Genomic DNA, 23,583 nt, shown 5'->3' with positions numbered 1-23,583 from the left:
TCAAAGCGCACGATGTCATTCGTGCTGGATGTGGAGGTCATCGCCGATCCTGCCGCCGCGGTCAGCGCCCTCGATCCGACCCGTGGCAGGCTGCTCGCCGAACTCGCTGAACCTGCGTCTGCGGCGACGCTCGCCTCGCGGGTCGGCATCACCAGGCAGAAGGTCAACTACCACCTGCGGGCGCTGGAACAACACGGCCTGGTGGCCGCCGCAGGCGAACGGCGCTGGGGCGGACTGACCGAACGATTGCTGGTGGCGACCGCGTCGTCCTATGTCGTGTCGCCCGGCGCGCTGGGGCCGGTGGCTGCCGATCCCGGCCGCACCAGCGACAGGATGTCGGCGAGCTACTTGATCGCCGTGGCGGCGCGGGCCGTCCGCGAGGTCGGCGACCTATGGAACGCCGCGCGGGACAAGCGGAAGCGGCTCGCGACGCTGACCATCGACACCGCGGTGACGTTCCGGTCGGCGGGCGACCGCGCCGCGTTCACCGACGATCTGGCCAACGCTGTCACCTCGCTCGTGGCGCGCTACCACGACGAATCCGATCCGCGCGGCCGACCACACCGGCTGGTGCTGGCCGCCTATCCGATGCCTCTTCGAAAGGACTGACGTATGGCGATCAAGAAGACCGACGGCCGCCGATGGGTCGAGATGGAGTTCCTCGTGCCCGGGACGCCCGAGCAGGTGTGGGACGCGATCGCCACCGGGCCGGGGATGAGTGCCTGGTTCACGCCGACCCAGGTCGACGAACGTATAGGTGGCGCAATCGAATTCGATTTCGGTGACGGCGCGGTCAGCTCCGGGGTCATCACGGAATGGGAGCCGCCGGCACGCCTGGGCTACGAGGAACACGGCTGGAACGGTGAAGCGCCGCCGGTCGCGACGGAGGTCGTCGTGACGAGCCACTCGGGTGATCGCTGCGTGGTGCGGATGGTGCACAGCCTGTTCACCGATCGCGACGATTGGGATGGCGAACTGGAGAGCTTCGAGACCGGGTGGCCCGGGTTCTTCGAAGTTCTGCGCCTGTACCTGCGTGAGTTCCCAGGGCAACGCGCTGCCAATGCTGTGGCGATGACCCAGGTTCCCGCGGACCTGGTGCAGGGGTGGGCGACGCTGGCATCGGCACTCGGGATTGCAGGTGTCGATGTCGGACAACGTTTCCGAACCCCTTCGGGGACACCGGAACTGCACGGCGTCGTGCACCGAATTCACCATGCTGAGGGATTCCGCGACGTCATCGTGCGACTCGAGGGGCCCTGCCCCGGGGTCGCAGTGGTCGGCGGCTGCGCGCCCGGCGGCGAGGCCCGCATCATGGTGAACCTCTACCTCTACGGTGATGACGCGGCCGACACTGCTGCCGCGGAAGCGCCGAAATGGCGCTCGTGGATGGCACAGTTGGTGCATGCCGACCGCGCCTCGACGTAACCGTCACAGGAAGTTCGTGCGTCTGGCGATTCTGCTGGCTGCCGCGCTGCTCGGCTTTGTCACGGCGCCGCCGGCCTCGGCGTTCTCGCCGTGGTTCGCCAACTCCGTCGGGTCCGCCACGCAGGTGCTCGCCGTCACGGGCACGGGTGGTTCCGACGCGAAGCTCGACGTGTGGGAGCGCACCGCCGCGGGCTGGCAGCCCGTCGCCGGGGGCGTCGGAATACCGGCCAAGATCGGCGAGAAGGGCATGTCTCCCAACCATTTCGACGGATCGATGATGACGCCGAAGGGTATCTACACCCTGGACTTCGCGTTCGGCACCCAGCCCGATCCGGGCAGCGGCCTGAAGTACGTCCGGGTCGGGTCCAATCATTGGTGGGACGGGGACATGAAAAGCCCGACCTACAACACGATGCAGGTGTGCGAGGAGGCGAACTGTCCGTTCGACACGTCGTTGAGCGCAGGCACCGAAAACCTCGACATCCCTCAGTACGCGCACGCTGTCGTCATGGGTGTCAACAAGGCGCGCATCCCCGGGAAGGGAGGCGCGTTCTTCGTGCACAGCACCGACGGCGGAGCAACCGCGGGGTGTGTCGCGATCGACGACGCCAAGCTCGTGACGATCATGCGCTGGCTGCGGCCTGGGGCGATGATCGCCATCACCGAATGACTCAGATGTTGAGGGCGCGCCCGGCCTTGACCTTGAATTCCAGGGCGTCCAGCTTCATCGACGCGTCGTAGGTGCGGTCATAGCCGGTTTCGCTGATCTTCCAGCCGTCCGCGGTCTTGCGGTAGCGGTCGTGATAGAAGCCTGCTCCGATCAGCATGAAATTGAAGTCGGGGGCGATCACCCGGTCCTGTAGATACCAGATGGCGGTCGCCTCGTCGCCGTCGACGGTGATCTCTGGGTGGTTGACCCGGTGTTCGGTGAGCACTTCGGGCCCGAGTGAGTTGCGCATGAATTCGACGAGCTCATCGCGATTGACGAAATGGTGCTCTTCTCCGATGGACTCCCCATAGCGGCCGACGACGTCCTCGGTGAGAGTGGCGGCGAAGTCGTCCCAGTGCTTGGTGTCCAGTGCCCGAAGATAGCGGTATTTGACCTGCTTGATGTCGTCGATGTCACTCATGCCGACATTGCAGCACACCGCCCCCGCGGCCGTGTAGACAGACGCCGATTTTTGTTCATGGGCGGGCTCGTCAGGCGTTCGGCGGAGCGGAGTGTCAGGTGCGGGTGTCTGCGGTCGCGGTCTAAGGTGTCCTGCAATATGAGCGATGCGTTGGGGTTGTCTGTCGGCACCACCAACCTCGTCGCGGCCACAGTCGGCAACCGTCCGGTGATCCGCCGCTCAGTGCTGACGCTTTACGAGCACAGCGCGCCCGAAGTCGGCGACACTGCCGGACACGCGGACGGGGTGGTGCTATCCGGCTTCGTCGAGCGGGTCGGAGATCCGGTACCGCTGGTCGGCGCCGACGGAAGCAGCTATCCCGCCGAGCAACTGGTGGTCGAGGCCCTCGAGTCGATGGCGGCGCTGGCGACAACCGCGGGGGCGGCGGACGTGGCGATCGCGGTGCCGTCGTACTGGAGTCCCGAGACCACGGCCGCTCTGGCGGAGACACTCGCCACGAGTGACGTTCTCGCGCCGGCCGGGGCCCGTCTGATCCCGGACGCCCAGGCTGCGTTGACCGCGCTCAATGCCAACCCCGGCCTGGATCGCCGCGGCGTCGCGGTGCTGCTCGACTTCGGCGGCGGCGGAACCAGCATCACCGCTGTCGATGCGTCGTCGTCGTTCACGGTGATCGGAGGGACCGAGAGGTACGCCGAGTTCGCCGGCGATCAGATCGACCAGGCGCTGCTCGGCCACGTGCTCGCCGGATTCGGTAACGGCGATGCAGATACCGGCCAGACCGCCGCGGTCGGCTCGCTGGCTCGGCTGCGCGACGAATGCCGGTCGGCGAAGGAGCGCCTGTCGTCACAGACCGCCACCGAACTGGCGGTCGATCTGCCCCGATTCCGTGGTGACATTCGGGTTACCCGAGCTGAACTGGACGAGCTGATCGCCCGACCGCTCGACGGCGTATTCGTGGCTCTTGAAGATCTGTTGGCGCGCAACAACATCGGCTGGGGCACGGTGACATCCGTGGCGGTTGTCGGCGGCGGAGCATCCATACCCCTGATCACCCAACAGGTTTCGCAGCGGCTGCGGGTGCCAGTGGTGACGACGCCGCAGCCTGCGCTCGATGCGGCCGTCGGCGCGGCACTGTTCGCCGCGTACGGTCGCAGCGCCGACACCGCGACCGTCGCGGCGACCGCCATGGCACCGGTGGTGCCTGCGCCGCCGGAGAGTTCGGACAGCACATACGCGCTGGCGTGGTCGCAGGACGACCCTGCGGCCGAAGACGTCGTCCCCTACAGCGGTGACGTTCCCTACAGCAGCGACGAGCCGCAGGAGCGGCCGAACCCGTACGCACTGCCTGACTCTTACGCGTCGACCGAGGTCATCAACCGCGACGGTGAAGATAGCGGGTTGCGATCTCGGATACCGCTCACGCTCACCGGGATCGTGGCCGCGGTCGCCCTGCTCGCCGTCGGCGGCGCTGCGATTGCTCTGACCAGCGTCGACTCGTCCGACCGGACTCCTCCGACGCCGGGCAACGTGCCGCTGAGCAGCGCCCTCGTGCCGTCCAGCGCACCGCCGCCGGCCGAAACCGTCACGATCCCTCAACAGTCGCCGCAGCCCCCAGCCCAGGCGCCCACCACCGTGCAGGCGCCACCCCCGGTAATCACGACGCCGTCGACGGCCGCCCCGACGACCACGACCACGACGACGACCACCACCACCACGACCACCACCACGACCACCACAACAACGACGACGCCGACCACGACCACGACCGTGCCGACGACGACCACGACGGTGCCGACGACGACCACGACGGTCCCCACGACGCCGCCGACGACCGAACCACCTACGACCGACCCGCCAACGACGGCCCCCGCGACGACGACGACGTATCTGGACATTCCTTTCCTGCCCGAACCCATCCCGATCCTGGTGCCGAACAACCCCTGACCGGAGGGATTTATTTACCTGGTGGTCATTCCCCGGGCAAGAAATAGGGATTTCCCCGATTCCTCCTCGGGGTCCCCGCGCCTAGGTTTACAACGTCGGTTCGATCGGCTGCGGAGGGGACAGCCGATCGGCCGACTTTTTGGTGTCGAGCGAGCTGTGGGGTGATGCAACCCCTGGGAAAGTTCGCCTGCGCGCACCCCTGGTGTGCGGCCAGATCGCCTTTTCGGCCGAGTCGTCGATCGCAGCGCACACCAGGACTATCCCTGGCGTCGGGTGAGTCGTTCTGCTAAACCTCTGCGGGAGCGGCCTTTTCGATCCAGCGTCGGCCGGCCTTCGCCGCACGTGCAAGGGCGCCGCACTCGCCGATGTAGGCGGCGACCGCGCCGATACCGGGCAGCATGCCCAGGTACTTGATCGGACCGCGCGGATGCGGTCGCTTACCCAGCTCGTCTCCGATGGCGTCGAAGAGGCCGATCAGATTCCACAGCGCCTTGGCGATGCCTCCCGGGCTGTTCGGTATCGATGCCAGCGGCTTGCTGGTGTCGCCGTCGTACACAACGACCGACAAGTCCCGGTCGCACAGCACCGCGGCCAGCATTCGGACCTGGGTGCGCTGGTCTGTGGTTCCGAGTTCGCGGGCGACCGCGCAGAGCACGACTGCCTGGCTGACGAACCCGAGGAGGTCCTGGATCGGGAGCTGTCGCCCCACGACGCCCAAGACGCCGGGGAAGGCGACGGCGACGGTGTTCAGCGCACCCACCCGCCACACCCACCAGTGGATCCGCGCGTCGACGTCCATGTCCTCCCACGACGGGGTGCCCGGCACGTCGGCCGCATTGAGCACACGTCCGATGGCGTCTTGGCGTTGTTTGAGCTTGAACGGGTCGGTTCCCCAGAGTGTGTCCAGCAGGGGATTGATGATGCGTACCGCGCCGGTCAGGACGGACTCGACGCCGGCGTCCGTGATCTCCACGTCGGGGGCCGGCAGCGGTGTCATCAGCAGTTTCACCGTCTCATCATGTCCGGTGCTGCGTCCGCTCAAACGTCGCGTGCTGCCGGTGAGGGCCCGCCCGGACGCAAGGGAGATCCCCGATTCCCCGCGCGTCAATATTCTCGTAGCGTCGTGACACCGATTTCGCCCAGCTCACGACCACGGAGTTCTCATGATCCACCGGCTTCTCCCCGCCGCCTTTCTCGCCGCCGCGGCTGCCCTCACCTTCGCCGGTGCCGCCGGTGCACAGCAGGCACCGTTCCAGAACTGCTCGGCTGCCCGCGACGCCGGCTACTCGAACATCCCCTCCAGCTCGCCGTACTACGGGACATGGCTCGACAAGGATCGCGACGGCATCGGGTGTGAAAGCTAGAACTTGAGATAGCCGCCGTCGAGCCGGAGCACGTCGCCCGTGTGGTACGCGCTGGCCGGGCTGGCGAGGTAGACCGCAACCCCGGCGAGATCCTCGGCAGCACCCCACCGGCGTACTGGTACGCGGGGCAGGACCTTCGCGCTGAATCGCTCGTCGGCGAGGCCCGCGGTTGTCATCTCGGTGTCGAACCAGCCTGGTGCCACGGTGTTGGCCCGGATCCCGTGCCTGGCGAGTTCCACGGCGAGGCTGTCCATCAGTGACGTCACGCCGGCTTTCGATGCGGCATACGCGGGCTGGCGGGGCATGCCCTGGAAAGCGCCGAGACTCGATACCCCGATCAGGCTGCCGCCTCGCCCCGCCGCGATCATCTGGCGGGCCGCCTCGCGAACAGTCAGGAACACGCCGTCGAGGTCGACACGCGTCACCGAGCGAAACTCCTCCAGTGAGGTGTCGAGGACCGGGGTGAACCTGCCTCGGACTCCCGCGTTGGCGAAACACGAATCCAGCCAACCCAATTCAGCACGAATGTGTGCCATCGCATCGGTGACGGCCTGCTCGTCGGCTACATCGCACACCACCGGCAATACCGGGTTGCCGTAAGTGCGCAGCTTCGCCGCGGCATCGTCCAAGCGCTTCGCGGTGCGGCCGACGATCGCCACGGACGCGCCCGCCCGGGCGAGACCTTCGGCCATTCCCAGCCCGATCCCAGAGCCGCCACCGGTCACGACGGCTACCTGGCCGCTGAGATCGAATGGATTGCCTTCGATTGTGGTCACGGGTGTGACCTTACGTGGGCGGCCTTCTCGCGAACTCGGGCGCGCGCTCCGGGAGCACCCCGACACCGACCAGGTAGGCGGGAACGGCGGTCAGCCAGGGGAAGCGTTCAACCGCGTTCGCGAACTTCGGCAGCGGCGCCGTGCCACCCTCCAGGATGGGGCCGAGCAGTCGTCGATCCATCAGCCGCTGGAAACCCTGTGTGAGCGCGGTCGGCACGATGCGACGGCGTTGCACTGCGGCCAGGTCGCGTTCCGACACCGTCCCAGCGCGCAACGGTTCGGCGAGAAGGCGCGCCGCCGCGACGCCGTCCTGGACCGCCACGTTGATGCCGACACCACCGGCCGGCGACATCGCGTGCGCCGCGTCGCCGATACACAGCAGACCGTCAGTGTGCCAGCGGCGCAACCGGTTCAAGCGGACGTCGAGCATCTTGACGTCGTCGAGGCTGGTGATCGTGTCGACGGTCTCGCCGGCCTCGGGTAGCAGCTCGAGGATGTCGGAGCGGAATGCGTCGAGACCTCGGGCACGCTGCGCAGCGTCGCTGCCCTTCGGGATGAGCAAGGCGATCTGCAGGTAACCCTCCCTGGGGATGACGATCATGGCCTTGCCGGGCATGACGCGGGGCACCAGCGTGTAGATGGCGTGGTCCCTGTGCCGTGGCAGCCTGAACCACCACACGTCGAAGCTGACCGGGAATTCGCGGACCCGCAGGCCGGCGTCGCGGCGAACCAGCGAGCTGCGTCCGTCGCAGCCGATGGTCAGATCGGCCAGCAGTTCGCCGTCGCCGTCGGCATCGCGATAGCGGACACCGGCGATCCTGTTGCCTTCTCGGACAAGGCCGGTCACCTCGGTGCTCATCCGCAGGGTGAACGTGGGTTCGGCCTGCCCCGCTTCGGCGAGCAGATTCAGCAGGTCCCACTGGGGAACCATCGCGATGTAGGGATGTGGCATCCCGCGCAGCCGGCTGAAATCCACCATCGTGACCGAGCGGCCCGGGGCAACATCGAAGCTGGCGCTGCTGATCTGGCTGTGCGGCAGAGCGTCGAACTTTGGCCACAGGCCCAGCTCGTCAAGAAGCCGCAGCGTGGTCGGATGCACTGTGTCGCCGCGGAAGTCACGAAGGAAATCGGGATGCTTCTCGAAGACCGTGACGTCGACGCCGCCGCGAGCCAAGATCAGGCCCAGTACCATGCCCGCAGGTCCGCCGCCGACAACTGCGCACGTGGTCTTGGTGGTCACCTTGCAATGGTGACCGACTCCGGATCGCCTAGCCAGGGATTGGACACAGGTGAACGTGCCGCCAGCGATCTGCCGAGTTCGTTCCGCAGGCCGGGCTCACGGCGTAGCCTCAGCAGTTACCCAACCGTCAATAAGGGGGCAAGAGATGCGAAAACTTGTCATGCCGGCAGCCGTGGCAGCAATGCTTCTCGGTTCCTTGGGAAGCGGCGGCGTCGCGAACGCGGGCCAAGCGACCCTGCCGACTCCCGACCCTGTCGTGCAGATGCTGCCGAAGGCACCATCCACCGACCTCTTGGACTGCTATGGCACCACGGGGGCAATGGGCTGCGGCCCCGGTTGGTTCTGGCGCGACGGCTGGCGCGGCTGGGCCTGTTATCCCTGCTGAGGATGAGGACTGACACGATGTTTACGAAGATTCTCACCTCGGCTGCGGCGGCCGCGGCACTCGTGGTCGGTGTCACGGTCGGCGGGTTCACCGCTGCGACAGCGCAACCCGTGGACTACGCGACTCTGCCCGTCCACCCCAACGCGGCCACTGACTCGTCGGCGTGGGTTGCCGATGCGCCCGTGCTCAATCCCGAGGGCCAGCCCGGTGTCATGGCGTTGTTCACCCACCGCGACGGCAGTCGCACGGTGACGGACACGATCCTGGTGCTCGACGACGCGGCGGCGGCGTCGTCGATGATGAGCCAGGGGCGCGCAGGGCTGGGTAGCCAGATCAACAACCCGACCACTGAGCCCGCGGCTGTGGGAACGGACGGACAAATTATGAGCGGGACGTCACTCGACAACACCCGCTCAGTCGCGGTTCTCACTTTCACTGAAGGAAACACGTTTACGACAATTGAATTCGAGGGCGCGGCCACCGATCCGGTACCGCCCGACCTCGTCATCGACTACGGCCGCATGCAGGCCGGAGCGATACAGGCTGCCCTGTCCGCCTGACCGGCGCGCCCCGTCGGCGTGCGCGACTGGATCAAGTCAGCGGCCTTCTCGCCGATCATGATGGTTGCCGCATTGGTGTTGACGCAGACGATCCTAGGCATCACCGACGCGTCGGCGACCCGTAGTCCGGTCACTCCGTGCACCCGCAGCGTGGGGTCGACGACGGCTTCCGGTCCGGTGCCCATCGCACAACTCCCGACCGGGTGGTAGTAGGTGCCGGTGCCTCGAGACAGGAATGACCGCAATGCCACCTCGTCGGCGACGTCGACCCCGGGTAGTACTTCCCGACCGCGCCACGGTCTGAATGGCTCGGCAGCCGCGATCTCACGAGCGACCCTGACACCGTGCACCATTCGCCGCATGTCCGGCTCCATGCCGAGGTAGTTCGGGTCGATCAGCGGAGGCGCTGCCGGGTCGGGGCCCGCCAGCCGGATCGACCCGCGGGATTCGGGCACGAGCGCGATCGCCAAGGTGAAACTGTTCGGCGGGGCCGCCAGGTGGGGTGGGTGAAAAGGTACGTGGATGAACATCAGCTGCATGTCCGGTCCGGCGAGGGACTCGTCGCTGCGCCACAGCAGCGACGACTCGGCGTGGTTGGTGCGTCCGGCCGGAATGGGTTGGGTGGCCTCGTAGACCACCCCGCACAACGGATGGTCATGAAGGTTGCGACCCACGCCGGGGAGGTCGTGAACGACGTCGATGCCTGCGGAGGCGAGTTCGTTGGCCGGCCCGATACCCGACAGCAGCAGGAGCCGGGGCGAGTCGACGGCGCCGGCGCATACCACCACCTCGCTATTCGCGTAGGCGGTCATCGACTGCCCGTTGCTTACGAATTCGACACCGACGCAGCGATCTCCGACGATTCGTAACCGGTGTGCGCGGGCGTTCGTCATGACGGTGAGGTTGGCTCGGGTGCGAGCGGGATGCAGGTACGCGTCGGCGGCGCTCTGCCTGGCTCCGTGCGTAATTGAGAGGTCATGCCAGCCGGCGCCCTCGGTGTGGGCTCCGTTGAAATCGTCGGTCAGCGGGAAGCCCGCTGCTGCGGCAGCGTCCAGGAAAACTTGGGATAGCGGATTCGCGACAGAGCGCGATACGGGTGCGGGACGCAATGGTCCCTGATCGCCGCGGTAACACCGATCGCCGGTATGCACCGTCTCAACGCGCTTGAAGTACGGCAGCACCGACTCGTAATCCCAGCCTTCACAACCTGATTGAGCCCAGGAGTCGAAGTCGTTGCGGTGCCCACGTAGATACACCATCGCGTTGATGCTGCCGCTACCGCCCAGCGTGTGACCGCGAGGCCAGTGGTGGGTGGACCCGTTGGTTCCTGGCTGCGGAGTGGTGCGGTAGGCGTAGTCGACCTCGGTGCCCCACAACGTCGGCCATGCGGGCGGTACGGCGATGTCGCGGCGATCATCCGGCGGCCCCGACTCGAGAAGCAGCACCGTCGTGGCAGGGTCCTCCGACAACCGGGCAGCGATCACACAACCCGCCGAGCCGGCGCCCACCACCACGTAGTCGTAATCGCTGGACTTCATCATCTACTGGTCTCCTTCTTCGGGCGGCAGGCTTTCAGGTGGCGGTGACATGTGCGGCGTCGCTGATCAGATCAGCGACGGCGCCCGGTTGGGAGACGGTCACCGCGTGCGACGCGTCGATCTCCACGGTCTGGGAGTTCGCTCGCGCACCCATGAATCGCATTGAATCCGGCGGAATGGCAAGGTCTTCGGTAGTGACCATGTTCCACGAAGGAATCGTCTTCCACGCCGCCGCTGTGGCAGCCTCATTGAGCGCGTCGTCGGTGATCGGTCGCTGAGTGGCAGCCATCAGGGCGGCGATCTCCGGCGCAACGTCGGCGGCGAACACCCTGCGAAACTCGTCCCGCTTGATATAGAGGTCGTTCCCCGAGCCTCCACCGGGAAAAGGGACGGTATCAAGTGCCGGGCCGAGCTGGCCGCCGGGAAACTTGGCCGCGAGCGCAGACGTCGCCTCACCGGGTTCCAGAATGAAACTGGCGATGTATACCAGCGCCTTGACATTCGGATGGCCGACGGCCGCCTCGCCCATCACCGAGCCCCCGTAGGAGTGACCGGCCAACACCACCGGTCCGTCCACGCTGTCCAGCACGGTCCTGAGGTACTGGGCGTCGCTACGTAGACCGCGCAGCGGGTTGGCCGCCGCAATCACCGGGAAGCCCTCGCGCTCAAGATCGGTGATCACGGCGTTCCAACTCGACGAGTCGGCGAACGCTCCGTGCACCAGCACCACGGTGGGCGGAGCGAACGGTTCGTCGGCGGGCGCCGGTTGTTGAGCGGCGGCGCCACTGCAGCTCGCGATGAGACCGGCAAGTGTGCCGCATACGGCGATCCTGGCCAGGATGACGTGAAATTGCATTGCGATTCCTAGTCTTCGAACGACGGGCGCAAGTCAGGCCGACGCCGCGGCTTGGAGGATGACGTCGGCGACCGCTTCGGGCCGTGATGTCGGGAGGGCGTGTGACGCACCGGGAACCTCGACGACCACGCGGGCCCCGGCGCGTTGGGCCATGAAGCGGAAAGTCTGCGCCGGGATCGCAAGGTCGAGTTCGGGGTAGATGAACCAGGACGGGATCGTTGCCCACGCCGGTTCACCCGAGGGTTCGTTGAGCGCTGCCGTGTTGAACGGCCGCTGCGCGGAGGCATCCAAGGCCGCCTGCTCTGCGCTCAGATCGGCGCAGAAGTGCTGGTGGTAGGCGTTCTGATGGACATAGACGTCGGCTGTTCCGTCGGAGAGCGACACCTCGTAGAGATGCTCGCCGAGGGTGGCGCCGGGATACTTGCCGAGCAGTTCGGGCGTGGTTTCGCCCTTGTCGGGGGCTAGTGCGGCGACGTACACAAGAGCCTTGACGTCGGCGTTGTCTCGAGCGGCGTTGGTGATGACCGCACCACCGTAGGAGTGGCCCGCGAGCACCACGGGCCCCTTGATGCCGGCCAGCAGGTCCGCGACCGCGGCCGCGTCGGTGGTCAGTGAGCGCAGCGGGTTGGCCGCGGCGATGACGCGATGACCGGCGTCGTGTAGCAGGCGGATGACGCCGTGCCAGCTGGCGGACTCGGCAAAGGCGCCGTGGACGAGCACAATGGTGGGTTTCACGAAGCGACCTCAGTTTACGTGGACGGTGCTGGAGGCCGTATCGGCTTCCGCCATCTACCGTCGCGGGTGCTAGGCGTCGCGGCATCAGTCATCCGACTCTTGATATCGCGCGCCCGTTTCGACGATGTGCAGTCATTCGACTACGTCAACCGCGCATCAGCTGCGGGCTTGTCCACCGCCGCCACCCTGCGATATATTGCATATCACATTGCGAAGAAAGGTCGGCATGGCGCAGGTCTCACGTGAAGGTTCCTGCGCGACAATACGATTCAACTATTTGAGATCAGCTGTCGGCGGCGAACGCATCCAGCGTCAACCAATTCAGCCGTGTCTCGAGGGCTGCGGCCTCCGCGTCACCGGCCTCGGCGGCGGCGATGATCCGGGCATGCTGGGCTACCGAGTCACGCCCGCTCAGCGAAGCGAACCGGATGCGTTCGACGCGTCTGAGCACCGGCGTGTACTGCTCGAGTACGGTGCGGATGGCCATGTTGCCCGCGCGATCGACCGGGATCCGGTGAAATGCGTCGTCGGCCGCGACGGCGGCCACCACATCGCCGGCATGCAATGCCGCGGCGAACGTGTTGTTGGCCGCGCGCATGTCGGTCAGGTCGTCCTGGGTGAGACGCGGTACAGCTGTACGAACAGCGAGTTCGTTCATCGCCGCCGTGACCGCCTGGGCATCGGCGAGAGTGCGGGGGTCGATCGGGCTGACGATGGTGTAGCGGCCCGGTTTGGTCTCGACGAGGCCGGCCGCGTCGAGACGAGCGAGTGCCTCCCGGATCGGCGTTCGGCTCACGCCAAGCCAGGCGCTGAGCTCGTTGTCGAGAAGACGCTCACCGGGTTCAAGGGTTCCGTCGATGATCGCGTCGCGGATCCTCACAAAGACGCTGTCGCGCAGCAACTGCCGCCCCTCGGGGGAGCTGGCAACAGGAACCGGCATACCTCATCATGCACCGTCGAGCTCGCAGTGTGGGCGTCGGCCCGCCACGCGGCTCTGTAGAGAACCCACGAAACGAGGAATCATGTCGCTTGCCGATTTCAACCGCTATCCACTCCTGTTCGGTCCCAGCCCGATTCACAAGCTGGAGCGCCTGAGTGAGCACCTCGGCGGCGCCGAGATCTGGGCGAAGCGCGAGGACTGCAACTCAGGTCTCGCTTACGGCGGCAACAAGATGCGCAAGCTGGAGTACATCGTTCCCGACGCGCTGGCCCAGGGTGCCGACACGTTGGTCTCGATCGGCGGCTATCAGTCCAACCACACTCGGCAGGTGGCGGCCGTCGCCGCGCGGCTCGGCATGAAGGCCCGCCTCGTGCAGGAACGCTGGGTGGACTGGCCCGACGTCGTCAACGACAAGGTCGGCAACATCCTGCTCTCCCGGATCATGGGTGCCGATGTCCGGCTGGACCCCAGCGGCTTTGGTATCGGCATCAAGGACTCGTGGGAAGCCGCCCTCGAGGAGATTCGCGCCGCCGGCGGGGTTCCCTACGGCATCCCCGCGGGAGCGTCCGAGCACCCGCTCGGCGGACTCGGTTTTGCCAACTGGGCCTACGAAGTTCAGCAACAAGAGCGCGAACTCGGCGTGTTCTTCGACACGATCGTGGTCTGCACCGTCACCGGCTCGACGCACGCGGGCATGATCGCCGGCTTCGCAGGCCAGGATCGACCGCGCCGCGTACTGGGTATCGACGCGTCGGCAACCCTCGACAAGACGCGCGAGCAGGTTGCGCGCATCGCCAGGAACACAGCGGAGCTGATCGGCCTTCGGCGCCCACTGCGCGATGAAGAGATCACCGTGCTCGAAGGTTGGGCGGGCGACCGGTACGGAATTCCGGTGCAATCCACGATCGACGCGATCCGGCTCACGGCAAGCCTTGAGGGGATGATCATCGACCCTGTCTACGAGGGCAAGTCGATGGCCGGCCTCATCGACCTGGTCCACAACGGAGCGATTTCTGCGGACTCGACGGTGTTGTACGCGCACTTGGGCGGGCAGCCGGCTCTCAATGCGTACGCGGGTGCGTTTGATTGACGTCAGGGTTGCTCGACAACGCGTCGCGCAGCCCTGCCCGCGACGACACGCCCAGCTTGGGGAACACCCGGTACAGATGTGCGCCCACGGTTCGGTGTGACAGGTACAGGCGCTCGCCGATCTGGCGGTTGGTCATTCCGCTGGCGGCCAGATGTGCGATCTCCAACTCCTGGGCGGTCAGCAGAACCGGCGCGGGTTGGGAATCCTGAGTCGCCCGAAAACCGCTGGCGCGCAACTCTTGCTGCGTACGCGAGAGCCACGGTTGTGCCCCCATCGCGGTGAAGTTCTCTCTCGCGGCGAGCAGGTGCCGGCGGGCCCTGTCCGGCATTTTGCGTCGGCGTAGGTTCTCGGCGAAGGCGAGCCGGATGCGGGACGCCTCGAACAGCCACCGGTTCGACGAGGGCGCGCTGAGCGACTCTTCGAGCAGGCGATCGGTCTCCTCGTCGTCGAAGACCAGCGCGTCCACCCCGCGCTGGATCAGGTCCATACGCGGCGACAACGCCGCCACATCGGCCTGCCGCATCGCGGCGAGGTGTGCGCGGGCGTCTGATTCGCGACCGGTGCGCAGCGCTGCTTCGACGAGATCGAACATCACCCAGGTGCAGTGTGGCAGTTGGAACGACAGCATGCCGGGCGGATTCAGCGCGGCGGCGTAGCGAAAGGCCGCATCGAAATCGCCCGTGGCGGAGGCGGCGAGCACACGAGGATGGTGTGCATACCGGAGCACACTGGCAACCCCGCGGGGTTGTGCCCAGTGGCTGAGCTCGTCGGCAAGTGCGAACGCTTCGTCGGTCCGGCCCCGTCCGGCGGCGATGACCGCGCGGTTGTACAGGAAGTACCAGTTGAAGAACATGAAACCATGTGTGTTGCAGAGCTGTTGCCCTTCGGCGGCGAGTTGCTCGGACTCGTCCCATCTGCCGGTGAGGTAGTCGTCCAGGCACAGATGCATCAGCGCGCCGATATGCCTGCGTGGGGATGCGCCGTCACGCCCTCGGCGCACCAGTCGCCAGTGCGCGTCCCGGGTGTCCGACAGGCGGTCGAGATAGACCGACGCTGCACCGACCCGGACGATCTTCGACGGCTCGTCCTCGCCGGGAAGGGTGGCAATGATCCGGTCCAATTCAGACGCTGCCGCGGCGCCGTACCGTATTGGATCGGCGAAGGTTTTGCTCACCAGCGCAAGGAGTTTTGGCGGCTCAGGCGCCAATTTGCGCAATGCTCGGAAATAGGGCTCCCAATGCGCGGGCGTGCACGCATACCAGGCGAGAAGCAGCAGGGTGTGCATGGCTTCGATGAGCGCGTCGTTTTCGGCGCGGTAACCGTGATCGGTCGTCTCGATGGCGCCGACGAGGAGTCGGTGGGCAGTGTCGACGTCACCGTCACCGTTGAGCATCAAGAATGCCGCCGCGTTGGCCGCGTGCAGCGCCCCGCTGGAGTCCGGCCCCGCCCGACGAGCCTCGGCGAGAAGGCTTTCTGGGTCACCGATGATGCCGCCAGATTCGGCGCCGATGTAGGCGGCCTCGGCCAGCCTGCGTCCCCGCGCGGTATTCGTCGTGCTCAATTCAGCTGCGCGAATCAACGCCGTAACGGCTCCCAGCGCATCGCCGCGCATGGCGGTCCGGCGCGCCACGCGCTCGAGCACCGCAGCTACCGCCTCGTCCGGTCCGACCGCCGCGGCAGCGAGGTGCCATGCCTGCCGGTCTTCGTTGCCACTCAGTGAATCGGCCAGGAGGAGATGGGCGTGGCGTCGCTCTTCATGGCTGGATGTGGCGACAACAGATGAGCGAATCAATGGGTGCCGGAACGAGATTCGGGCAGCGGCGTCGTCGACCGCAACGAGCTGCGCCTGCTCGGCAGGAGCGAGATCGGTGAGTCCGGGCTTTTCCCCGGCGATCTCGCGCAACACCCGGATGTCACCGGTGCCCTCGAAAGCTGCGATGAGCATCAACCGGCGAGTGGCGTCGGGCAGCGCTGCAACGCGGGACGCGAAATGTGCAGACAGTCGATCACTTGGTGGCACGACATCAGGGTGGGCGAGGATCCGGGCAGGGAGATCGATGAGTGCATCAGGAAGTTCCACCAGCGCCAAAGGATTTCCCTGCGCCAGCTCGAGCACCCTCTGGCGGGTGGCGGGAGGCAGGTGGGGGAACCGGTCGTCGACGAGGTGCTCGGAGGCCTCGCGGGACAGGGGCTCAACGAGTTGTTCGGTCAGCCCGCGTCGATCGAGGAAACATTCGCCGCCGGTCCGGCAGGATTGCACCACGCCGAGGCGGTGGCCGCTCACCCGCCTGGCGATGAATCCGACCACGACTGCGCTGGCCCTGTCGATCCATTGGGCATCGTCGACGAGCACCAGCACTGGTTTCTGCTCCGCGACGTCGGCGAGAAGCGACAATGCGGCGTTGCACACCAGTAGCGCGCCCTGGGGTGGCCCTGGCCCGAATCCCAGCGCGACCGACAACGCATCGCGCGACCCGAGCGGCAGGCGGTCCAGTTGGGAGCGCAGGGGGAGGAGCAGCTGGTTGAGTCCGGAGTAGGCGACGTCGCGCTCGAACTCCGAACCGGAAGCACGCAGCACGAGCATGCCGGCGTCGCAGGCCAGGTCGGCCGCGGCGTCGAGGAGAGCAGACTTGCCGACACCAGGTTCGCCGCGGATCAGCCGGCTATCTCCGATGTTGCGAGCCCTCTCGAGGAAGCGCGAAATCCGAAGTAGCTCGACGCCTCGGCCGAACAGTTCAGGCATGCCTACCGAACCCCTCCGTCGACTGCAATATATTGCATATCGGACTTGGTCATCTGTCAAGCGAACCTGGACAGTGATCGTTGAGGTTCCCCCAGAGGGAAAGTCAACGGCTACTCGCGATAACCGGCGGCAACGAGCTTGGCGCGTGCGATCTCCATCAGCGCCTGCAGTCCCTCTGGCTCCACACCGACGCATTCGGCGATGACTGCGTCATCCACACCGGCGTCGCGCAGGCGCAACGCCATGGAGTACGGCAGGGGCAGCCGGTCCAGGGCTGCATCGCGCTCATGCGGGGCCACCCCCCTGACGATGCCGCCGGAAGGTCGGCGCGACGCGGGTAGTGCACTACCCCAATCGGTCATCGGGCAATTGACGTCCATCCAGCAGCGCGGCAAGTGCCTCGCGAGACGTGACGCCATTGCGCTGCGATGCGCGGAAGATATGTCCCTCGACGGACCGGACGGACATGTGCAACTGATCTGCGATGTCGCGGTTGGAAAGCCCTGATGCCACCAGCGAAGCGATCTCCCGTTGGCGCGGGGTCAGCTCGGCGCGGGTGTCCATAGTCCGCAAAGCGGGCGTGTCGGCGCCGCATTCCTCGGCGAGACTGTGCGCGCGGGCGGCGGCGATGAGTGCAGATCCGCGGGACCCGGCGGTGCGAAACGCCGTGGCGGCCTGTGCCGCGGAATCGGCAGCGGCAAGCTTGTCGCCGAACGCCTCGTACGCCCTCGACGCCGACAACAGTTTCGGACCGTCCCCCTCGGTGAGCGCTGCGGCGTGGGCGGCAGCAGTAGACGCGCGGGGCCCCTGCACTTTCTCGGCGATCTCCGCGAGGCGCGCCGCGGTACGGGTATCGCCGAACTGGGTGGCCGTCTGTAGGCACCACAGTTCGCGGGCGGGACGGCCCGCCTTGCGCATCAGTACAGCTGCATCGCTGAGGGTCGTCAGTGCGGCGCTCACCTGACCGGCCGCCGCCTTCGCCCACGCTGTCGCGATGTGCTGCATCGGATCCCATAACCCGCTGCCGTTGAAGACTCGATCCGGCACGCTGCGGAGTTGTCGTTCGGCCGCGACGTGATCGCCGGCCATCCCACAGACAGCGGCGAGCCAGTAGCCGCTGTGCTCACTCACCGACGAGATGTACTCGTACGCTGCGAGTGATTCGCCGAACGAGCGCCTCGCCGACCTCAAGTCACCCTGTGCGGCACTGGTCATTCCAAGCAACAACTGTGCAATCGTCAGCGATGCCTGATGATCTTGAGCCTGCTCGCTCAGCAGTGCAGCGTGCACGTGCATGCGGTCGAGTTCACCCGCCAGCCGGAGTCCGTCGACGTGATTGACGCCCAGCCCGAACCGCAGGTGTGAGGTTTCCGGTAACGACTGGGCGAATGCGTAGCCTGCGGAGGCCATGTCGTCGAGCCGGTCGACGTCACCGACATCCCCGAGGGCCGCGGCGTATCCCCAGGCGCAGAACATGCGGGCGGTGGGCAGAATGTCGGACAGCTGCATGATGGACGGAGCGGCGCTCACCACAACGGGCATGTCGCCGCGGGTCGCCGAGACGGAGATCCGCAGAGCCTCGAAAGACGTTGTCAGTCCGTAGTTCTCCGACGAAGATTGAGCAGCGTCGAGTACGTCCTCGGCATCCGCGGGACGGCCGAGATTCCATGCCAGGCTGGCGGCGCGGAGCAATGCGATGTGCCCACGTTCGGCGGACTGACCGACGAAGGCGTCCGTGTCCCGTAGCACCTGTTCGCCCTCCTCTGCTCGGGCAGCCGTCAACAGTGCGAACCCGTAGAGGATGCGTGCCGCAATACTGTCCCCACACTCCATGGCACGCTCGGCGAGGTCGACCGCCAGTCGGAGGTCCATGAGGTAGAGAGCCGAGTTGGCTGCTGCGGTAAGTAATTCCGCGTCATCCGGACGATCGAAGTTGGAGATGAGGACGGCCCGCCGGACGAGTTGCTGGGGCGTCTGTGGGTTCACTGACGCAATGGCATCCGAAATGTGACGTCCCAATGCCGCACGCTGCAGCGCCCCCATGCGCTTGCGGCGGACCTCCCCGTAAAGGGGGTGGGCCAGCCTGACATATCCCGCCTCGGAGTCGACGACGATCACGCTGCGGGCCTCTGCTTGATGCAGAGCCGATTCCGGTGCCAGTGATTGCAGCACGTCGATCTCGATGGGGTCGGCGATGGCGACGGTGTCGATGACTTCGAGGACGGCGGGATCCTGCCGGCCGACGTTTGCCTCGATGAGGTCGGTCAGCGTGGGAGATACCTCGGGGTGTCCGGTCCAAACCCAGATGCCGGAGCGCCGGGATAGCTTGCCGTTTGCCAATTCGTCGTCGACTAGCTGGCGGAGGTAGAGAACGTTGCCGTGGGTGTATCGCCAAAGTCGTTGTGAGCTGGCTCTTTCTACCGGTCCACCGAGGAGTTGTTCGAGTAGCGCCGCCACGTCCACGGCAGACAGGGGCTGCAGCTCCAACCGGGGCATGCCGAGGTCCTTGTACAGCGAGGTGATGGCGTCGGGCGCCGATTCGCCGCTGCGCATGGTGAGCACGACTGTCGCTGCCTTGCGCTGGACGAGTTGGTGCACGACCATCGCGGATTGCTCGTCGAGAAGGTGTGCGTCGTCGACGCCGATGACCGTTGCCCTACCGGCGTTGTCGCGCGTCAGCGCGGCGATCACGTCGTGAATCCGGCGCAGCGGATCCTCACCGAACGACGATGCGTACTCAGCGAAGACTCCGAGTGGCACCGATCGGGCTGACGCCGTCGCGTACAACCAGTGGCAGGGCCGCCGGGTACCGCGTGCGTGATCGACGATCTCGCGGGCGAGTCGCGACTTACCCACACCGGCGGAGCCCGCGAGCACAATGCCCCCGGACCCCGACGCCGCGGCAATCGCACGCCGTGACATAGCGAACTCTTCGGCCCTCCCGACGAGGGGCGGCTGGTTCGTCACAGTCGGAGAATACCCAGGTGGAGCGGCTGCGGAAACTCAGGACCGAAGCTTTCGTGCACACACGTCGAGGTGTCGCAAATGGCACCTGCGCTACGACGCGGCGTGCACAACTGCTGAGACGTTCAACGATGGCGGGACGACTAGGGTGGCCCAATGGCCGGGGCGACAATGGGGACCGCGGCGGGGCGGTGGATCTTGCTGGCCACCGTGCTCGGGTCAGGTCTCGTCATGATCGACGGGACGGTGGTCAATGTCGCGCTCCCGCATATCGGTGCCGAGCTGGGAGCGGATTTCGCTCAGCTCCAATGGATTGTCAATGCCTACACACTCACCCTGGCTTCACTGATCCTGCTCGGCGGGTCGCTCGGTGATCACTACGGTCGGCGCCGCGTCTTTCTGATCGGTGTCGTGTGGTTCGCGGTCAGCTCGGCCGCGTGCGGATTCGCTCCGACGTCTGAGGTCCTCATCGCGGCTCGCGCCCTGCAAGGCGTGGGCGGTGCTCTGCTGACGCCCGGCAGTCTGGCGTTGATCTCGGCGTCGTTCAGCGGTGCCGACCGTGGCGCCGCCATCGGGGCTTGGTCGGGACTGGGTGGGATAGCCGCTGCGATAGGTCCGTTCCTCGGCGGCTTCCTTGTCGAATGGAATTGGCGGGCCGTGTTTCTCATCAATGTGCCGCTTGCCGCGCTTGTTGTCGCAGTGACGTGGCGGCACGTCCCCGAGAGTCGTGACCCCAACGCACCCGAGGGCCTGGACGTCACGGGCGCGGCACTGGCCGCGGTCGGCTTGGGAACCGTGACGTACGGGCTGACGGAGCTGGGAGGGCAGGGCCTGACACCGCCAGCCGTTGCATCGGTTGCCGCCGGCGTGCTGGCCCTGGTGACATTCGTCGTCGTCGAACATCGCTCCGAGCATCCACTGGTGTCGCCGAAACTGTTCGCCGACAGAATCTTTGGAGTGGCAAACGTCATCACGCTGCTGATCTACGGCGCACTGGGCGCGGTGTTTCTGTTGCTGGTGCTCCATTTGCAGACGGTGGCCGGATTCAGCCCGGTCGCGGCGGGAACGGCTCTTCTGCCGTTCACCGCGGTGATGCTGGTGTTCTCCTCGCGGGCAGGGGCGCTAGCGAGCCGGATCGGGCCCAGGATGCCGATGACGGTCGGCCCGTTGGTCACCGCCGCTGGACTGCTTTTGATGACACGGATCGATGCAGACGCGTCCTGGATACTCGACGTGGCGCCGGCGGCGCTCGTTTTCGGTGCGGGCATGGTGCTGGTGGTGGCGCCGTTGACGGCGACGGTGCTCGACTCCGCACCGGCGAACATGGCGGGTTCGGCGTCCGGGGTCAACAACGCGGTGGCTCGAGCCGGAGGACTGCTGGCGGTCGCGGTGTTGCCCGGGGTGGCGGGGATCAGCGGGGCGGACTACGCGGACCCGGTCGCGTTCTCGGCGGGTTTTCATGTCGCCGTGTTCATCTCAGCGGGGTTGATGATCCTGGCGGCGGCCTTGGCGGCCATCGGAATTCGTCGCCCTGCTCGGTCGAACGAGCGGATCGCCGTCGAGAACTGCACCAACTGCGCGATCTCGACGCTGCCCGCGCACCCGACGACGGACAACCCCTGACGTCATTGCGCCAGAGCAGCCGTCAACGGATCGGAGCTTCAGTCGAAAGTAGTTGCAGCGCAGTCTGATTTAGCGTCTACGTCGACGTCGAGGTGGCTGCCGGCTGCCGGGTCGGGGTGATCCGGTTCTTGACGCCGTAGACGGAGGCGCGGTCGAGCAACTCCTGGTAGAACTCGTCCGAGACGATGGGATCTCGGCTGAGCAGGAACCCGCTGAAGCCGGTGGGGTCGGTGACGACGGCCCACCCGTAGTCCGGATCCAGATCGACGATCCAGTAGTTGCCGGGCGGTCTCGTCGAGGCTGACCCGAAGAATGCCACGTTGAGTTTGTTGTTGGCGTCGTTGATCGGCAGTGCCGACCCGACGATGGTGGACTTCGGCCCGTTGTTGAAGAAGTAGTTGCCGGAGTTCTCGACCTTGATCGATCCGTCGGGATTGAGGCTGTACACCGCCGTGGTGTTGACGAGCCCGATCGAGAAGAACTGCTTGACGCTACCCACCTCGAACCACGTGCCCAGGTAGCGGTCGAGGTCCACGACCGGCGGGGGTGCCAGCACGACGCCGGCCGCTTCGCCCAGCACGAGGTACTGGTCGGGCACACCGTAGATGCCTGTGCCGTCCTGGGGGCCCAGGCCCTGATAGAGGTCGTTGATCCAGCCGGTGGCCAGCGTGTAGACCGCCTGGGTGTTGCCGCGCGGAGAGATCCCGGTCACCAGTTGTGCGAAGAAATCGAAGATGGCGTTGCCGCCGATCAAGGAATCGGCATGGGATCCGCCCGCCAGCGTGACGCCGACGAACTGGCCGGGGCGTGCGGCGACCAGCTCCTGCGTCGTCGAGCCGCCGGAATTGAACGGCTGGGGCGGCGCCGCAACCTGATAGACGGGCACGAACGGATCGTCGAGCTTCTGTAGCGCGTTGGGCACAACGCCGTCGAACGCGAACCCGTCGAACATCACGACACCGCGGAGCGCGTCGCTACCGGGCGCGTCGTCGACGTAATAGCCGCCGACGGCGGTGGCGAACCCACCGCCTGCGGATTGACCGGACATCACGAAGTCCTCGGGCAGGACGCCCGAGTACCCGGCGAGTATGGCGCTCGAGGTGAGTGAGTCGCGCTCGCCGAGGAACATCGAGGCCACCGCCTGCTGCATCGGCACACCGTTGATCCAGCAACTCGAGCACCGGAGCGGGAAGGACGAGATGAACGGGGTTACCACGATGCTGTTTGTCTGCAGCGACAGCGTCTGCGCCAATTTCGACATCGATGACCGGTTGCCGAGGAAACCGTGCTGCAGCCAGATCACCCCGGTGGCTGCGACCGACCCGTCCGACTGGGTCGGGAGGTACCAACTGGCGCGGGTCTTATAACCCCGATCGCCCACCGGAATCGTCAATGCGGCCTGACCGGTCTTGACCCCGGTCACCCCCGCCGGAATGGCCTGAGCAGGGGCGGCGGCAGCCTCGGAGGTGGCGTCGTCGACAGGCTCGGAGGTCTCTTCGGCGGCTTCTTCGGCGGCTTCTTCCTTGTCTGTCTCGCTGTCGGTGGTGAGCACTGCCGTTTTCGACGCCGATTCGGCCGGGCCGTCGGCGTCGGCGGTCTCGTCATCGGATTCCAGTTCTGAATCCTGTTCGCGATCCTGTTCGCGGACGGCCTCTTCTGTGGCGTCTTTGTCAGGCGCATCATCTAGGTCGCGCTTGGTGGTGCCTCGCCGATCGTTCTCGGTAGCCGGCGACGACGGGGAGTCTGACTCGCTGTCGTGGTCTTCGGTCGTCGCCGCAGCCTGACTCGACGATTCCGCGCCGCCGTCGGAGGTGTCGGTATCAGCGGCGGCCACTCCGTGGCCTGCCCCGAGCGCAATGCATGCGCCTGCACCGAAGGTTCCCAGCCAGAGCGCCCAGTGTCGTGACGTCACGGCGGCAATGTAGCCCGGCATAGAGGGGAGCCTGAAGAAAATGTCGCAAACGTCAGCGACCCGTCACACTCCCTCAAGCTGCCCATCTGCGCCTTTCGCCGCGGGGTTGACGGCCAAAGATGTGTTTGAGTTCACAACGGCGGGGTAAAAGGCGCCCATGCTGCAGAAACACTGGAAGCTCGGTCCCGCAATGGCGGCCTGCGCCGCCGCAACCGCCTTTGCCGCCGCGCCGTTGGCTGCCGCCGGCGGCCCGCCGGGATGCGTCGACCCATATGGCACGGGATGTGCTGCTTCTCCGGCCCCGGCACCCGGCTATGCCCCGCCTGCCGCCTGGGCCCCGCCGCCCCCGGCGCCCGGC

Annotated in this window: 21 protein-coding genes and 1 pseudogene; 10 read left to right on the top strand and 12 right to left on the bottom strand. The window is 66.4% G+C overall.

The features are described from left to right. The first annotated feature begins 21 nt into the window (after nucleotides 1–21). The 3 genes from AWC12_RS27320 to AWC12_RS27310 are packed head-to-tail and all read left to right on the top strand — an operon-like array spanning nucleotide 22 to nucleotide 2,095. Complete coding sequence (locus AWC12_RS27320) at nucleotides 22–609, top strand: ArsR/SmtB family transcription factor (protein WP_085178226.1); 588 nt, start codon at nucleotides 22–24, stop codon at nucleotides 607–609. Between the two features lie 3 nt (nucleotides 610–612). Then, nucleotides 613–1,425 (top strand): SRPBCC family protein, encoded by an 813-nt coding sequence (locus AWC12_RS27315; protein WP_234814180.1) that lies wholly within the window; start codon nucleotides 613–615, stop codon nucleotides 1,423–1,425. Beyond that, nucleotides 1,403–2,095, top strand: a complete 693-nt coding sequence (locus AWC12_RS27310) for a L,D-transpeptidase family protein (RefSeq protein ID WP_085178101.1) — start codon at nucleotides 1,403–1,405, stop codon at nucleotides 2,093–2,095. The genes AWC12_RS27315 and AWC12_RS27310 overlap by 23 nt, the downstream gene beginning before the upstream one ends. A 1-nt stretch (nucleotide 2,096) precedes the next feature. On the opposite strand, the gene AWC12_RS27305 is transcribed toward AWC12_RS27310, so the two are convergent. Further along, nucleotides 2,097–2,555, bottom strand: coding sequence for a nuclear transport factor 2 family protein (locus AWC12_RS27305; protein ID WP_024448854.1), 459 nt, complete (start codon nucleotides 2,553–2,555; stop codon nucleotides 2,097–2,099). Nucleotides 2,556–2,693: 138 nt separating this feature from the next. On the opposite strand from AWC12_RS27305, the gene AWC12_RS27300 reads away from it, so the two are divergent. After that, on the top strand, nucleotides 2,694–4,499 hold the full coding sequence (locus AWC12_RS27300) for an Hsp70 family protein (protein ID WP_085178100.1): 1,806 nt from the start codon (nucleotides 2,694–2,696) through the stop codon (nucleotides 4,497–4,499). Nucleotides 4,500–4,785: 286 nt separating this feature from the next. Here AWC12_RS27300 and AWC12_RS27295 read toward each other — a convergent pair whose 3' ends face one another. After that, a complete protein-coding gene (locus AWC12_RS27295) occupies nucleotides 4,786–5,496 on the bottom strand; it encodes a hypothetical protein (RefSeq protein ID WP_024448852.1) in 711 nt (236 codons plus the stop codon). 166 nt (nucleotides 5,497–5,662) lie between these two features. Between AWC12_RS27295 and AWC12_RS27290 the strand changes: the two genes are divergently transcribed. Next, nucleotides 5,663–5,863 (top strand): excalibur calcium-binding domain-containing protein, encoded by a 201-nt coding sequence (locus tag AWC12_RS27290; protein WP_024448851.1) that lies wholly within the window; start codon nucleotides 5,663–5,665, stop codon nucleotides 5,861–5,863. Here AWC12_RS27290 and AWC12_RS27285 read toward each other — a convergent pair. Both AWC12_RS27285 and AWC12_RS27280 read right to left on the bottom strand, forming a co-directional pair. Next, a complete protein-coding gene (locus tag AWC12_RS27285) occupies nucleotides 5,860–6,639 on the bottom strand; it encodes an SDR family NAD(P)-dependent oxidoreductase (RefSeq protein ID WP_024448850.1) in 780 nt (259 codons plus the stop codon). The two genes, AWC12_RS27290 and AWC12_RS27285, sit on opposite strands and share 4 nt — an antisense overlap. A gap of 10 nt (nucleotides 6,640–6,649) precedes the next feature. Next, nucleotides 6,650–7,879, bottom strand: a complete 1,230-nt coding sequence (locus AWC12_RS27280; protein WP_024448849.1) for an FAD-dependent oxidoreductase — start codon at nucleotides 7,877–7,879, stop codon at nucleotides 6,650–6,652. A 145-nt stretch (nucleotides 7,880–8,024) separates the two neighbouring features. Between AWC12_RS27280 and AWC12_RS27275 the strand changes: the two genes are divergently transcribed. Next, on the top strand, nucleotides 8,025–8,264 hold the full coding sequence (locus tag AWC12_RS27275; protein WP_081660137.1) for a hypothetical protein: 240 nt from the start codon (nucleotides 8,025–8,027) through the stop codon (nucleotides 8,262–8,264). A 17-nt stretch (nucleotides 8,265–8,281) separates the two neighbouring features. Continuing rightward, entirely contained in the window at nucleotides 8,282–8,824 is a 543-nt protein-coding gene (locus tag AWC12_RS27270) for a hypothetical protein (protein ID WP_024448848.1), read from the top strand. On the opposite strand, the gene AWC12_RS27265 is transcribed toward AWC12_RS27270, so the two are convergent. The 4 genes from AWC12_RS27265 to AWC12_RS27250 form a co-directional block, all read right to left on the bottom strand. After that, nucleotides 8,776–10,365, bottom strand: coding sequence for a GMC family oxidoreductase (locus tag AWC12_RS27265; protein ID WP_207576496.1), 1,590 nt, complete (start codon nucleotides 10,363–10,365; stop codon nucleotides 8,776–8,778). The two genes, AWC12_RS27270 and AWC12_RS27265, sit on opposite strands and share 49 nt — an antisense overlap. Before the next feature lie 31 nt (nucleotides 10,366–10,396). Further along, complete coding sequence (locus AWC12_RS27260; protein ID WP_085178099.1) at nucleotides 10,397–11,218, bottom strand: alpha/beta fold hydrolase; 822 nt, start codon at nucleotides 11,216–11,218, stop codon at nucleotides 10,397–10,399. A 33-nt stretch (nucleotides 11,219–11,251) separates the two neighbouring features. Then, complete coding sequence (locus tag AWC12_RS27255) at nucleotides 11,252–11,953, bottom strand: alpha/beta fold hydrolase (protein ID WP_207576495.1); 702 nt, start codon at nucleotides 11,951–11,953, stop codon at nucleotides 11,252–11,254. A gap of 283 nt (nucleotides 11,954–12,236) precedes the next feature. Then, a complete protein-coding gene (locus AWC12_RS27250; protein ID WP_085178098.1) occupies nucleotides 12,237–12,893 on the bottom strand; it encodes a GntR family transcriptional regulator in 657 nt (218 codons plus the stop codon). Nucleotides 12,894–12,975: 82 nt separating this feature from the next. On the opposite strand from AWC12_RS27250, the gene AWC12_RS27245 reads away from it, so the two are divergent. Beyond that, a complete protein-coding gene (locus tag AWC12_RS27245) occupies nucleotides 12,976–13,983 on the top strand; it encodes a 1-aminocyclopropane-1-carboxylate deaminase (RefSeq protein WP_085178097.1) in 1,008 nt (335 codons plus the stop codon). Here AWC12_RS27245 and AWC12_RS27240 read toward each other — a convergent pair. From AWC12_RS27240 to AWC12_RS27230, 3 genes are all read right to left on the bottom strand, one after another. After that, nucleotides 13,955–16,726 carry an ATP-binding protein gene (locus AWC12_RS27240; RefSeq protein ID WP_085178096.1) on the bottom strand — a complete coding sequence of 924 codons (2,772 nt, stop codon included), beginning with the start codon at nucleotides 16,724–16,726 and terminating at the stop codon, nucleotides 13,955–13,957. The two genes, AWC12_RS27245 and AWC12_RS27240, sit on opposite strands and share 29 nt — an antisense overlap. Before the next feature lie 110 nt (nucleotides 16,727–16,836). Beyond that, nucleotides 16,837–17,025, bottom strand: coding sequence for a hypothetical protein (locus AWC12_RS27235; protein ID WP_024448841.1), 189 nt, complete (start codon nucleotides 17,023–17,025; stop codon nucleotides 16,837–16,839). A 46-nt stretch (nucleotides 17,026–17,071) separates the two neighbouring features. After that, complete coding sequence (locus AWC12_RS27230) at nucleotides 17,072–19,693, bottom strand: LuxR C-terminal-related transcriptional regulator (RefSeq protein WP_133057389.1); 2,622 nt, start codon at nucleotides 19,691–19,693, stop codon at nucleotides 17,072–17,074. Between the two features lie 153 nt (nucleotides 19,694–19,846). Between AWC12_RS27230 and AWC12_RS27225 the strand changes: the two genes are divergently transcribed. Further along, entirely contained in the window at nucleotides 19,847–21,313 is a 1,467-nt protein-coding gene (locus tag AWC12_RS27225) for an MFS transporter (RefSeq protein ID WP_085178094.1), read from the top strand. A gap of 76 nt (nucleotides 21,314–21,389) precedes the next feature. Here AWC12_RS27225 and AWC12_RS27220 read toward each other — a convergent pair whose 3' ends face one another. After that, nucleotides 21,390–23,225: a lipocalin family protein gene (locus tag AWC12_RS27220; RefSeq protein ID WP_085178224.1), complete on the bottom strand. Its 1,836-nt coding sequence runs from the start codon at nucleotides 23,223–23,225 to the stop codon at nucleotides 21,390–21,392. A gap of 157 nt (nucleotides 23,226–23,382) precedes the next feature. On the opposite strand from AWC12_RS27220, the pseudogene AWC12_RS31410 reads away from it, so the two are divergent. Continuing rightward, nucleotides 23,383–23,583, top strand: a pseudogene (locus tag AWC12_RS31410) (hypothetical protein); the annotation flags it as partial.

Source organism: Mycolicibacterium iranicum (assembly GCF_002101705.1).
Classification (GTDB): domain Bacteria; phylum Actinomycetota; class Actinomycetes; order Mycobacteriales; family Mycobacteriaceae; genus Mycobacterium; species Mycobacterium iranicum.
This window is presented reverse-complemented; position numbering and strand designations above follow the sequence as displayed.

Excerpts from the sequence above, each read along its gene's own strand:
- AWC12_RS27315 (WP_234814180.1), top strand. The coding sequence starts at position 613 with ATGGCGATCAAGAAGACCGACGGCCGCCGATGGGTCGAGATGGAGTTC.
- AWC12_RS27310 (WP_085178101.1), top strand. The coding sequence starts at position 1,403 with ATGCCGACCGCGCCTCGACGTAACCGTCACAGGAAGTTCGTGCGTCTG.
- AWC12_RS27305 (WP_024448854.1), bottom strand. The coding sequence starts at position 2,555 with ATGAGTGACATCGACGACATCAAGCAGGTCAAATACCGCTATCTTCGG.
- AWC12_RS27300 (WP_085178100.1), top strand. The coding sequence starts at position 2,694 with ATGAGCGATGCGTTGGGGTTGTCTGTCGGCACCACCAACCTCGTCGCG.
- AWC12_RS27295 (WP_024448852.1), bottom strand. The coding sequence starts at position 5,496 with ATGACACCGCTGCCGGCCCCCGACGTGGAGATCACGGACGCCGGCGTC.
- AWC12_RS27290 (WP_024448851.1), top strand. The coding sequence starts at position 5,663 with ATGATCCACCGGCTTCTCCCCGCCGCCTTTCTCGCCGCCGCGGCTGCC.
- AWC12_RS27275 (WP_081660137.1), top strand. The coding sequence starts at position 8,025 with ATGCGAAAACTTGTCATGCCGGCAGCCGTGGCAGCAATGCTTCTCGGT.
- AWC12_RS27270 (WP_024448848.1), top strand. The coding sequence starts at position 8,282 with ATGTTTACGAAGATTCTCACCTCGGCTGCGGCGGCCGCGGCACTCGTG.
- AWC12_RS27265 (WP_207576496.1), bottom strand. The coding sequence starts at position 10,365 with ATGATGAAGTCCAGCGATTACGACTACGTGGTGGTGGGCGCCGGCTCG.
- AWC12_RS27260 (WP_085178099.1), bottom strand. The coding sequence starts at position 11,218 with ATGCAATTTCACGTCATCCTGGCCAGGATCGCCGTATGCGGCACACTT.
- AWC12_RS27250 (WP_085178098.1), bottom strand. The coding sequence starts at position 12,893 with ATGCCGGTTCCTGTTGCCAGCTCCCCCGAGGGGCGGCAGTTGCTGCGC.
- AWC12_RS27245 (WP_085178097.1), top strand. The coding sequence starts at position 12,976 with ATGTCGCTTGCCGATTTCAACCGCTATCCACTCCTGTTCGGTCCCAGC.
- AWC12_RS27240 (WP_085178096.1), bottom strand. The coding sequence starts at position 16,726 with ATGCCTGAACTGTTCGGCCGAGGCGTCGAGCTACTTCGGATTTCGCGC.
- AWC12_RS27225 (WP_085178094.1), top strand. The coding sequence starts at position 19,847 with ATGGCCGGGGCGACAATGGGGACCGCGGCGGGGCGGTGGATCTTGCTG.